The organism is Flavobacterium frigidimaris, from assembly GCF_002217275.1.
Classification (GTDB): Bacteria; Bacteroidota; Bacteroidia; order Flavobacteriales; family Flavobacteriaceae; genus Flavobacterium; species Flavobacterium aquidurense.
On sequence record NZ_MUGV01000051.1, the window covers coordinates 19492 to 32911 of the forward strand.

Below are 13420 nucleotides of genomic sequence, written 5' to 3' on the forward strand. Positions count from 1 at the left end.
AAATGAAAAAATATATTTATTTAATGGCAAGCGCCTTATTATTTGCGCTGACATCTTGTGATGATGAATTGAATCAATTACCATTATCGCAAGGAACAATTGAAAATTTTTATGCTACTCCCGGCGATTTTGTTCAGGCTCGAAATGCAACATATTCTATTGCTTTTCACGGAGCAGGAACATATGGATATGCAAACAGGGTTTTGAATTTAAGTGAAACCAGATCTGATAATTTGTATGCAACTACAACTGCTTCAAGAGACTGGGAAGGTATTAATAGTTTTTATACATCTATTAGTTCTAATACTTATGTAAGAGAAGCTTATACGAGTAACTATAATGCTATTTATAAGGCAAATCAGTTATTAGAAAAAATTGCTGAAAAAGGAGATGCAATTTTTACAACGCCAGCAGATAAAACGTCTATGATAGCCGAAGCACGTTTTTTAAGAGCATTTTGTTATTTTGATTTAATCAGATGGTTTGGAAAAGTTCCTTTGATTGACAGAACAATGACAGCTCAGGAAGCTTCTAAAATTGGAAGAAGCCCTGTTGCTAAAGTTTATGAATTAATTATTTCAGATTTGCAATTGGCGATCCCGGATCTTAGTCCGGCATATGATGCAGCTAATTTTGGACGTGTTACTAAATATGGTGCAAAATCATTACTAGGACTTGTTTACATGACACGTTCTAGCCCAACATACGGAATTGATGGCGCAATGCTTGGCTTAAATGAATGGGATAAGGCGTACAAAGAATTAAATGATATTAAAGCAAGTGGATTATTTGCTTTTAGCGCAGATTACGATCCTATTTTTAAATTAGAAGGTCTTTTAAATAAAGAAAATGTACTTACAATTCCTTACACACAAAATATTTCTACTCCGGTTGGAGGAAATTTTATGGTTGAAGTTGGTTATGAGCCTTATTTTGCCTCTGTAAATTTATCAGCACAAGGAGCTTTAGAAGCTAAACCAATCTCAACTGGCTTCATGAATATGTTTGCAGCAACTGATAAAAGAAAAATTGCTGGTATCGCAACTAGTTATACGGTAGCTTCGGGTACGTACAAGGGAAGTTATACTTTGCCTGTTTTCAAAAAATATATTGATCCTACAAGATACGGAAACGGTCGTGAAGATTGGGGTGTAGATTTTATGGTAACGCGTTATACGGATGTATTGATGTTAATGGCTGAATGTACACTACATGGTGGTGGAGGAACTCAGGCAGATGTAGATGCTATCGTTAATCAGGTGAGAACGAGAGCGGGTGTTCCTGCAAATGCTGTAAATATCAATTTAGATCAATTATTTGATGAAAGAAGAAAAGAATTCTTTTCAGAAGGCACAAGATGGTTTGATTTAATAAGATCCGGAAAAGCAGTAACGATTATGAATACGTGGAGAATAGCTGAAGATACAGGAAATAAGATCAGAACAATTGATAATAATTCTTTGTTGTATCCTATTCCATTGCAGGAAATTTTAGCTGTGCCTGGGCTTTACGAACAAAATCCTGGATACGACTAATAGATATACCTTTTTATTTTTTTGTTTTTAGATGAAAACCGTCTCCTTTATGAGGCGGTTTTTTTATGTTTTATCTTTAAAAAAGTGAGAAATTTTTATGTTTTAAACAGAATTTTTTATTGCTCTATTTTTGAATGCGAAATATGTAGTGTTTTTAGTAATATTTTTTCTATTTAATAAAATATTTTGAATAAAATTATAGTTTGTTAAAAAAAAATATTGTTTCATTTTTATATATGTATTTGTGGCTTTGGTGTTGTATTTTCTCTTGAAAATCAAGGTGTTGAAGGTTTTTATGGTTAAAAAAAACTTAAACAAAAAATGTAAAAGACTGTACGTTAGAATAATAGTGTTGTATTGTGCAGGATACTACAGGACAGTACGAAATTAACTTCTAGATAAATTTGAGTAACTAATTAATTAACCAAATTTAACTTTTATGAAAAACAAATTTAGTGTTCTGTTGCTGGTAGCAATGATCGCATTATTCAATGCATCAGGTTACGCGCAGAACAAAGTAGTTAAAGGTACCATTAAAGATGCATCAGGACTACCGGTGCCAGGTGTAAATGTCCTCATCAAAGGAAGCCAAAATGGTGTGAGTACCGATCTTGATGGAAGCTACTCCATCAATGCAGCTCCGGGAAATGTACTTACGTACAGTTTTATCGGTTTTAAGAAACAAGAAATAACTGTTGGAAATGCAGCTGTTTATGATGTTGTACTAAAAGAAGATGACAATTCTCTTGAAGAAGTTGTTGTTGTTGGTTACGGTACAAAGAAGAAAAAAGATCTTACCGGATCGATTGTTAGTGTAACAGCCGAGGATATTGCTTCAAGACCAGTTGTGAATGCCGTACAAGCTATGCAGGGAAAAGCTGCCGGTGTTGACGTCGCATCAAATGAACGACCTGGAACTGTTGGAGCAATCACCATTCGTGGAGCCCGTTCCATTTCTGCTTCCAATGCGCCACTTTATGTGGTAGATGGTATTCCGCTTAATTCCAGACTTGTTACAGATGCGAGTACCGGGAAAATTAGTGTCGATCCAAATTCAGGAGGAATTGACTTTTTAAATCCTACTGATATCGAAACCATCGACGTATTAAAAGATGCTTCCGCAACAGCTATCTACGGTTCACGTGGTGCAAATGGAGTTATTATCGTAACCACTAAAAAAGGTAAAAACGGAAGATTTACTTTAAATTATGATACTTCAATTGTAATGGAAACAATACATGAAAATGCTCCCATGATGACGGCAGCTCAATACATTGAATTTCGTCGTTGGGGAAGATATTATTCTAATCCATCTGCTTTTCCAAAAGGTGATGCACCAACAATAGAAAATGATAAATTAATTTTCCTTGCTTCTGCTGATCCTTCTGCATGGGCAAATATTGAAAAAGGATGGGCAGGCGGAAAGTGGGATGGTTCTAAAGTAGCCACTACAGATTGGACCAAATTCGTAACTCGCACCGGAATTACACAACAACATACCATTGGTGTTAGTGGTGGTACGGACAAAATGAAAGCCTATGGTTCTTTTGGATATTTAAACAATACAGGAACATTATTCGGACAAAGCTATTTGCGTTACAGTGGTACGGCTAATGTTGATATTACTCCAACAAAATGGTTTTCTATGGGAGTTGGACTTAATACCAGCTACGGTGTAAATGAATACGGACAATCTAATACAGGTAGAACTGCCGTTACAAGTTCTACAGGAATATATGCAACAGCACGCACCAATCTTCCTTACGCGGTTCCTTATGACAGCAACGGAAATAGAATTGATAGTCCTGGAGGGGATTCTACAATCAGAACTCCTGTTGATGAATATAAATTATCTCAGGATCAGCGTGTAACATTGCGTGCTTTTGGTAGTTTATATGCACAGTTTGATTTGGGAGCGCTTTCTACTAAACTTGACGGCTTAAAATACCGTATTAATTTCGGTCCTGATCTTACTTCTTTCCGAGATGGAGTATATTTAGATGGTAAGTCCGCGATTCGTTCAGGGACAAGTTTTGCTTCTTTATCTAATGAGCATACTATTTCGTATACGCTTGATAACTTAGTTTTTTATAACAAAACTTTTGGAAATCATACTATTGGGGGAACATTGCTTATGAGCCAGACAGAATATCACAATGAAACAAATTCTATGTCTGCTAATGATATTAAAAATCCTGAAAACAAATGGAATGCATTGAATCCTGCAAATGTAACACTTGCCGGTTATTCTTCAGGTTTAACAGAAACGGGTTTGTTATCTTATATGGCAAGAGCAAATTATAGTTATGCTGATAAATATTTATTCACAGCTTCTGGTCGTTATGACGGAGCGTCACAATTGGCATCAGAAAACAGATGGGCATTTTTCCCGAGTGCTTCTGCTGCATGGGTGATCAATAAAGAAAAATTTCTTGAAAACGTATCCTGGCTTAACCAGTTGAAAATGAGAGTTGGTTATGGTGTTACAGGAAATGCAGCCGTTCCAGCTTACGCGACTCAGCCACCGTTAACGGGAATCGTTTATCCAAATGGATCTGGAGTTGTAAATAATACTTCGTTAGGTAACGTAGATTTAGGTTGGGAGCAAACAGCTCAGTTTAACTATGGTATTGATTTCTCTATGTTCAGTAGCAGAGTATCTGGTGCTTTAGATTATTATACGAGTAAAACTACCGATTTGTTATTAAAAAGTAGTGTTCCAACCGTTATCGGAGTTAAAGATACTTATCAAAACGTTGGCGAAACAGAAGGAAGCGGATTAGAGCTTACCCTGAATACAGTGAACATAACAACAAAAGATTTTGAATGGACATCAAATCTTAGTGCTTCCTATCAACAAAGTAAAATTGTAGCCCTTCAAAATGGAAAATTTGATGATATCAATAATAACTTATTTATTGGAGATTCTCAAAATGTAATTTATGGTTTCGAATCAAACGGAATCTGGAAACCTGAAGATGCGGCCGAAATGGCAAAATTTAATGCAGCAGCAGGTTCCAATATTTTTTCTTTTGGTAATGCGAGACCAGTAGATCAAAATGGTGATTATAAAATTGATGCTAACAATGACCGCGTAATTATAGGTTCAAAAGATCCAAAATACATCATGGGATTGACAAATACATTTTCTTATAAAAATGTAGAATTATCATTCTTTATCTACGGTCGTATGGGATACTATTATGATACTTTAGGAGAAAACGAAGGAGCAAAAGGAAGTCAGAGACAAATTGATTATTATACAGATAATAATATTAATGCTGAATATCAAAAACCAATTTATTCTGCTGGTACAGGAGATCCTTATTATCCAATATTAGGATATCGTAGCGGTTCTTTCTTAAAAATGAGAAACATTTCTTTAGCGTATCATTTTGATAAAGAATTAGTGCAAAAACTAGGACTTAATAAATTGAGATTATATTGCCAGGCTACCAATCCGGGTATGATTTTTACAAAAGTAAAATGGACTGATTTGGATACACAGACAACTGCTTCAAACAGAGGTATAACTTTAGGGTTAAATGTAGAATTCTAAATTAAATTTTAAAAAAGATCATTATGAAAAATTATAAAAAACTATATATCAACTTGATGCTTGTTGCAGCATTGACTTTAACAAGCTCATGCAACAAAGATTTTCTTGATGAAGAGCTGACTACAGCTTATAGTAGTGAGTATTATAAAACCGAAGCAGGTATCCAGGCACTTGCAATTGGTACATATTATCAGGTTTTTGCTGCCGAATTTCAAGGGGAAGTTCCGCTTTCAGCTACCGAATCTGGTACAGATGAATTTCACGCTGGAGGTGACCCTTCAAACTGGATATGGAACTCTTATTCTTCAGGTTTCAAAGCTTTTGTAACGGTTTCTAACGCCAATACGGTAGCAGCAAATACTAATTGGGACAATTTATATATCGGAATTGGAAATGCCAATCAATTAATTGAATCGGCTACAGATATTGTCTCAACAAATGATGCTATCAAAAAAACAGCTTTAGGCGAAGGTTATTTTTTAAGAGCTTTTAATTACTTAAAACTGGTAAGTCAATATGGTGCTGTTCCTTTAAAATTAAAAACCAGTTCTAGTGTTGAATTAGAATTTACAAGAGCCGCCCCACAAGATGTTTTGGGACAAGTAATTGACGATTTTAAGCAGGCTTATGCTTTGTTGAATAATGCGGGAGCTCCTGCTAAAATCACTAAAGATGCAGCTGCACATTATTTGGCAAAAGCCTATTTACTGCGTGCGAGTGAAATTAATGACAGTTGGAACGGAACTACAAAAGCAGCAGATTTGCAGCAAGTAGTTACATTATCAGATGAGGTAATTTCTCACCATCCATTAGCAGCAAATTATGATAATTTATGGAATTATACGATTGCAGATGGTGTAAATGAAAAACTTCCTGAATTAATTTTATCTGCTCAGTTTAATGCCAGTACACTGACTACCGGAGGAAATCAGCAACACCTATATTTCCTTTCTACTTATGATCAGTTACCTCAAATGAAACGTAACCTTGCGGGAGGACGACCATTTAGCCGTCTGGCACCAACTTATTTTGTATATGATACATTTGATCATATAAATGATTCTCGTTTCTGGAAAAGCTTTCAAACAAAAAGTATCGTAAATAATGCATCAGGTGCTGTTTATAAAAATGGTGATTTAGGTATAATGTATATTGTAAATACACCTGCCGATACACGTTTTGCAAAAACTAAAAACACAGATGTGATCATTTACCCTAAAACAGGAAAAACAATTCCGAGTGCTTATGTGGCTTATGCAGCAGATAAAGTGGGCTTAATGGCCGATGTTAGATTTCCATCATTAAGTAAATATATGGATGGAAACAGAATAGATTTAAGTAATATTAAAGGATCTCGTGATATTATTTTGGCTCGTTCTGCAGAAACATATTTAATGGCTGCTGAAGCAAAGGTACGTTTAGCAAAATTAGGATCTGCCTCATTTGCCGATGCATTGTCGTACATCAATACAGTTCGTGCTCGCGCGGCCTACAAATCCGGAGAAAATCGTGCTGCATATGTAGATGGTTCAGCGTCCTGGACGGTTACAGGTCAGGCTGGAATTCCAATTTCTTATATTCCTGAAAATTCGTATTATGAATCTAATAATATAGCAGCTGCTACGACAGCGACAAGTTTAACAATTGCAAGTGTGAATGCTTTACCAGCAGAAGACATGGCAGTAATTACAAAACTTGGATACGGTAGTGATTATGACAGAATGTTATGTTTAATATTGAATGAGCGTACCAGAGAGCTTTGCGGAGAATTTCACCGTTGGGGAGATTTGAGCAGAACTAAAACTTTGGTTGCCAGAGCAAAAGCTTACAATATTGAAGCGGCTGCAAATATTCAGGAATATCATAATTTGCGTCCAATTCCGCAAACTTTCCTTGATGCTGTTTATGCAAACGGAAAACCATTGAGCGCCGCTGAAAAAGCAGCGATGCAAAACCCTGGTTACTAGTATATTTTTTTATATTTTGATTGGAAACCGTCTCATTTCTGAGACGGTTTTTTTTATTCTGATACAGGGTACAACAGGATAGTTATCAATGATTTAATGGATAAATTTGAGTGTTAAATTTTTTAATAAAAATGGTTTGGAATTTAAGTGGTAATTGGTAAAATTAAGTGGTTTTAATTTTACAAAAGGCAGTAACTCGGTTACTGCCTTTTTTGTTTTAAATACATTGATACAATTTTAGGATAATTCTATAAATTAAAATGCTTTTTTTTTATACAGATTTCAAATATAGCCCGAGGTTTCAACCTTGGGATACATAGTATGTCACATAGAGATTTTCGTGCGAAGATTTTCCATGAAAATTATTATAAGAATCGCAATTACATATTGCAATCGCAATGTTAAAACCTTGGGCTACGTTTATAAAATGTTGACCCATAATAACGTTTCGCGAAACCAAAGTATTCTCGAAATAAACAGGGAAGCACAGGATACCGATATCGATTTAGTAGCATATCTTTAAAGTTTTAGTATTAAAATTACATTACCGATGATTTATTTGAAAAATATTTGCTTTTTATTACTTGTTTTAGGCTTTAAATTGACACTTTGTGCTCAGGTAAAATTGCCTGCTTTGGTAGCAGATAATATGGTTTTACAACAGAATTCAAAAGTAAATTTATGGGGATGGGCGTCTCCAAATGAAAAAATAAACATTCAGCTAGGCTGGCAAAATACTTCAATAGATGTATTGGCAAATGCGGATGGAAACTGGAAGATTAGCGTTGATACACCACAAGGTAGTGACAAACCGTATACAATCTCTATTCAGGCTTCTAATAAAATTGTGCTGAATAATGTACTTATCGGAGAAATATGGATTTGCTCTGGTCAGTCTAATATGTATTTTCCTGTCGGGAAGGAAGACGGAACCTGGAAAACAGGCGTAAAAAATTATGAAGAAGAACTTAAAAATGCTTCTTATCCAAATATCAGATTGTTTACTGTGGCTACAAATGCTTCCCCAAGACCATTAGACGATGTAAACGGTTCCTGGAAAGAATGTTCGCCAACAAATGTTTATACTTTTTCTGCTGTCGCTTATTTCTTTGGAAGAGAATTATACCAAAAATTAAAAGTTCCAATCGGATTAATTTCGACTTCGTGGGGTGGTACCAAAGCAGAAGCGTGGACGGCCCAGAATATTTTAGAAGAAAATACAGATTTTTTACCGATTCTGGAACAAGATGCTAAAAATGAAAAGCTGTATCAGGAAAAACTGGAAACGTATTATTTGAATGTAAAGAATGAGCGAATTGCCAATGCAAACGATTTATCTAAAATTCAATTAAAAAAGCCTAAAAAAGAAGCAAATAAAACATCCTTCGTGTTGTATAATGCGATGCTTCATCCAATAACGAATTACACAATGAAAGGGGTAATCTGGTATCAGGGCGAAAGTAATGCTGAAAAAGCATTTTTGTACAGAAGCCTCTTTCCTGCAATGGTAAAAAGTTGGCGAGACGAATGGAAACAAGGTGATTTTCCATTTTATTATGTACAGATTGCACCGCATAAAGGTCAGAATCCTGACATAAGAGAAGCACAATTAATTGCTTCAAAAACGATTTCAAATGCTGGAATGGTCGTTACTACAGATGTTGGCAACGCGACCAATATTCATCCGATAGACAAACAAACCGTAGGTTACAGATTGGGTCTTATTGCCAGAGCGAAAACCTATGGTGAAGACAAATTAGTGTTTTCAGGGCCACTTTACAATCATCTAAAAATTAAAAAAGATAAAATTCAATTGTTTTTTGATGATGTAGATTCCGGTTTCAAAAAGCCATCAGATGATTTAAAAGAATTTGAAATTGCAGGAAGCGATCAGGTTTTTTATCCGGCACAGGCAAAAATTGATGGAAAAACGATTTTGGTTTCTTCATCAAAAGTAAAAAATCCGGCAGCAGTTCGTTTTGCCTGGAAAGCAGTTCCTGAACCTAATTTATTCAATAGTGAAAATTTACCGGCATCACCTTTCAGAACAGACGATTGGGAAGTTGGAGTTCAAAAGAAATAAAATGAATCGAAGAAAATTTATCATAGGAAATTCACTTGCCGTCATGGCGTTATGCCTTCCGTTTCCGGTTATGTCCAATGATTTTATGGAGGATCCGAAACTTTCCGATTTTGAGAAAAGTCTTCGACCAGTTGGCCGCGCCCTTGAATTTGAAGATTATTATGTTTGGTGTAATAGCCCAATCGAAGGTCCGGACGGTAAAATTCATGTGTTTTTTTCCAGATGGCCAAAAGCAAAAGGAATGAGTGGCTGGATCAGCAGTTCTGAAATTGCACATGCCGTTTCTGATAAACCAGAAGGACCCTATGAATATGTAAGTACAATTTTGGCACCACGAGGTGAAGGTTTCTGGGATGCAACAACCTGTCATAATCCGAGTATTCATTTTGTGGATGGAAAATATGCTTTGTTTTTTATGGGAAATTCTAATGGAAAAATGAATACCAAACGAGTGGGATTAGCAACAGCAGATTCACTTTATGGCCCATGGGAAAGATCTGATAAACCTTTATTGCTCCCTGGAAATCAAGGAGAATGGGATGATCTTTTAACCACAAATCCTTCTTTTATAAAACATCCAAATGGTGAATATTGGTTGTACTACAAATCGTTAGATACGGAGAATTACGAACATCCAAAATTCCCTATTAAAGGAAATAGAAAATACGGATTAGCAATTTCAAAATCATTACACGGCCCTTATGAAAAATATAAAAATAATCCTGTAGTTGATTTTTCTAAACTAGGAGATAATAAACAATGTGAAGACGCTTTTGTCTGGTATGAAAATAAGAAATTCAAAATGTTAGCCCGCGATATGGGTGTTTTTGGAATGGATAATGGTTTATATATGGACTCTGATGATGGCATTCATTGGAGCGATCCTTTAATTTCATATCAGCCTTTAAACAAATATATAAAGCAGCCCGAAGCACCAAAACACTTAAACAGATATGGTCGTGGAGAACGTCCGCAATTGTTATTTCAAAACGGAAAAGCAACTTATTTATTTATGGCTTCGCAGGGAGGAAAATATGAAACTGCTTCGGGGTTTATTTTTAAAATAGTTTAAAAGAAGATAAAATTTTACTAAAAAATGGAAAATAAAACAATAATCAGAAATGCTTTCAAAATGCAACTAAAACCTGGTTTTGAAGCAGAGTATAAAAAGAGACATGACGAAATCTGGCCGGAACTACAATCTTTACTTTCAGAAACCGGAATTCAGGATTATAGTATTTTTTTGGATGAAGAAACACTGATACTTTTTGCTGTTCAAAAAATTAGTTCCGATTTTGATGAAAAGTTATTGCCCAATCATCCAATAGTTAAAAAGTGGTGGGCTTACATGGGAGATATCATGGAAACAAATCCAGATAATTCGCCAATTGCCATTTCGTTAAAAGAGGTTTTTCATTTAGATTAAATTATCTTGAAAAATGTGAAATGAAAAATGAAAAATGTGAAATGAAAAATGTGAAATGAAAAATGTGAAATGAAAAATGAAAAATGTGAAATGAAAAATGAAAATTGTGAAACATAAAACATGAAAGAAAGAAAACTTGAAACAAAATAAAATGAAAACAAACTTATATCTTACAATCGCTTTAACAGCAACTATTTTGTCAAGTTGTAAAGCACAACAAAAAACAAAAGGAACTACAATTACCTTAAAAAATACTTCTGAGCTAGTAGTGCCGCAAAAAGCAATTACAATCAAAAGAAGCCAGCTGTCGGTAAAAGAAACCGGAACAGTTTATCCGATTTTAATTTATAAAAACGATACTATTCCGGCACAAGTCAATGATTTGGATGGCGACGGAAAATGGGATGAGCTTTTTCTGGTAACTGATTTTGCTCCAAACGAAAAGAAAACGGTTGAATTAAAATGGTCTACTGTTGACCCTAAGTTTCCAATAAAAACAAGTGCTCGTTTCGGAAAAAGAGAAGGTAAAAATTTACCCGTGAAACCCGCTACCGAAGAGGTTCTAATGGCAAATGAAGTGCATAAAGCATTAGGTTTCCAGAGATATCAAACTGATGGGCCAACATGGGAAAATGACAAAGTAGGTTTCAGACATTATTTGGATGGAAGAAATTCAAAAGATGTTTTTGGAAAAAAAATACCTGCGATTACGCCAGAAGATGTCGGAATTAACAGCAAAGGTGCCGTAGAAGATAATTACCATGTGATGTACGATTGGGGAAGAGATATTTTTCCTGTTGGAAATTCCGTTGGTTTGGGAGGCTACGCTTTATTGATCAACGACAAAATTAACCGACTAGGAATTTTGACAAATGACACTTTGAATAATGTCGAAAAAACAACTTTTAAAATTGTAAGCGAAGGTCCGGTTAATTCGGTTTTAAGCTATAAATATCAAAATTGGGAAGCTTCAGGAAACAAATATCAGGTTCAGGAAACAACATCAATCTGGCCGGGAATGTACGGTTATAAAAACACAGTTAAGATTGATGGCCTTAAAGGAAAAGAAACTTTTCTGGCAGCAATTTCAAACCTGAACAATAAAAATCCTTTGAAAGTTGTTGACGCGGGAGATTGGGTTTGCCTTATTCAACATGATTATTTAACCTACGAACGAACATGGATTTTAGGAACAGCGATTTTGGTTCCGAAGAAATTATATCAAGGTTATATTGAAGCTCCTAAAACAGGACAATTGACAGATTCTTATCTGGCAAAACTAACAATAGAAAACAATAAAGAAATCAGTTATTACGCAATAGCGGGTTGGGAATTGAGCGCCGACCCAAACTTTAAGGATTCCGCTTATTTCAGCAATTATGTAACCACTTTGGCGAAACAACTTTCAGTCAAAATAACTGTTGACGTAAGTAAATAAATTTCATTTAACTAAACTAACACACTAGCCATGAATTATAAATCAACCAAAATTATAGCCTTATTTGCGTTTGGAGTTTGTACAGCTGTAAATGCACAGAAAACGGATGCCACTGCACCATTGCATCTAATGCAGCCAGATTATCCAACACCATATGTCATTCCGCAAAAGGAAAGTATAAAAGTGGTATTAGACAGAGTCTATAATTTTTTAGATAAAAATTCGGCTTCTAAAATTGTAGATGCCAATACAAAAGTGGCTATTACAGATTATAAAAAAAGGAATCAGGACATTGTGTTTGAGCCCGGTGCGTTTCGATTGACCAGTTACGAATGGGGCGTTACATATGCCGGAATGCTTTTGGCTTCTAAAGCTACAGGCGAAAAATACTTTGCCGATTATACCAATAAGAGAATACAGTTGATCGCTGATATCGCTGCCAATTATGATGAAAAAAACATCAAGGACAAAGACATGCTCAAAACGCTTCACCCTGAAGCGTTAGATTTTGCAGGTGCACTTTGTGCTGCATTTATCAAAGCAAAAAAAGAAGGTTTAAAAGCGAATGCTGATCCTTTTATTAACAATTATATTGATTTTATCAGCAACAAACAATTTAGATTAAAAGACGGAACCTTAGCCCGAAACAGACCACAGGACAATACACTTTGGCTGGACGATATGTTTATGAGTGTACCGGCACTTGCCCAAATGGGAAGCGCTACCGGAGATGTAAAATATTTTGATGATGCCGTAAAGCAAGTGAATCAGTTCTCTAAAAGAATGTTCAACGAACAAAAAGGCATTTATATGCACGGCTGGGTAGAGTCAATGTCGGTGCATCCTCAGTTTCATTGGGCGAGAGCCAATGGTTGGGCAGTTATGACAATGGTAGAATTATTAGAAGTTCTTCCAAAAAATCATCCCGGATACCCTCAGGTTTTGGCGCAATTGCAAAAACATATTGCTGGTTTGGTTCAATATCAGGATGGAACAGGTTTTTGGCATCAGTTATTAGATAAAAATGACACCTATTTAGAAACTTCTGCAACTGCCATTTATGCCTATTCTATTGCAAGAGCGATTAATCGTGGTTATGTGGATAAAATGACTTATGCGCCAGCAGTTTTACTAGCGTGGAATGCAGTAGCAACAAAAGTAAACGACAAAGGTCAGGTAGAAGGAACCTGTGTTGGAACCGGAATGGGTTTTGATCCTGCTTTCTATTATTATCGTCCTGTAAGTGTCTTTGCGGCTCACGGTTACGGACCCGTTTTATTAGCTGGAGCCGAAGTGATTTTGTTGTTGAATGATAGTCAGTTCCAAATAAATGACAGTTCAATTCAATTAAAAATTGAAGGAAAAAATAATTTACATAAATAATGTGAGAGGTTAGAAGTTAAATGGTAGAA

At 35.4% G+C, this 13420-nt stretch carries 8 protein-coding genes; all 8 read left to right on the forward strand.

Annotation, left to right across the window (positions count from 1 at the left end; genetic code table 11):
- Positions 1-2 precede the first annotated feature (2 nt).
- The 8 genes from B0A65_RS22460 (at position 3) to B0A65_RS22495 (ending at position 13391) form a co-directional block, all read left to right on the forward strand.
- The gene (locus B0A65_RS22460) at positions 3-1535 is read left to right on the forward strand and encodes a RagB/SusD family nutrient uptake outer membrane protein (protein ID WP_074663959.1); all 1533 of its coding nucleotides are present in this window, start codon (positions 3-5) and stop codon (positions 1533-1535) included.
- A 439-nt stretch (positions 1536-1974) separates the two neighbouring features.
- Positions 1975-5094, forward strand: a complete 3120-nt coding sequence (locus B0A65_RS22465) for a SusC/RagA family TonB-linked outer membrane protein (RefSeq protein WP_074663962.1) — start codon at positions 1975-1977, stop codon at positions 5092-5094.
- 23 nt (positions 5095-5117) lie between these two features.
- The gene (locus tag B0A65_RS22470; RefSeq protein WP_083370541.1) at positions 5118-7061 is read left to right on the forward strand and encodes a RagB/SusD family nutrient uptake outer membrane protein; all 1944 of its coding nucleotides are present in this window, start codon (positions 5118-5120) and stop codon (positions 7059-7061) included.
- A gap of 550 nt (positions 7062-7611) precedes the next feature.
- On the forward strand, positions 7612-9144 hold the full coding sequence (locus B0A65_RS22475; RefSeq protein WP_074663967.1) for a sialate O-acetylesterase: 1533 nt from the start codon (positions 7612-7614) through the stop codon (positions 9142-9144).
- Position 9145: 1 nt separating this feature from the next.
- Positions 9146-10216, forward strand: a complete 1071-nt coding sequence (locus tag B0A65_RS22480; protein WP_074664001.1) for a glycoside hydrolase family protein — start codon at positions 9146-9148, stop codon at positions 10214-10216.
- Between the two features lie 24 nt (positions 10217-10240).
- The gene (rhaM, locus tag B0A65_RS22485; RefSeq protein ID WP_074663970.1) at positions 10241-10570 is read left to right on the forward strand and encodes an L-rhamnose mutarotase; all 330 of its coding nucleotides are present in this window, start codon (positions 10241-10243) and stop codon (positions 10568-10570) included.
- 151 nt (positions 10571-10721) lie between these two features.
- Positions 10722-12008, forward strand: a complete 1287-nt coding sequence (locus B0A65_RS22490) for a DUF4861 domain-containing protein (protein WP_074663973.1) — start codon at positions 10722-10724, stop codon at positions 12006-12008.
- Between the two features lie 30 nt (positions 12009-12038).
- Positions 12039-13391 carry a glycoside hydrolase family 88/105 protein gene (locus tag B0A65_RS22495; protein WP_074663975.1) on the forward strand — a complete coding sequence of 451 codons (1353 nt, stop codon included), beginning with the start codon at positions 12039-12041 and terminating at the stop codon, positions 13389-13391.
- Positions 13392-13420: the final 29 nt, after the last annotated feature.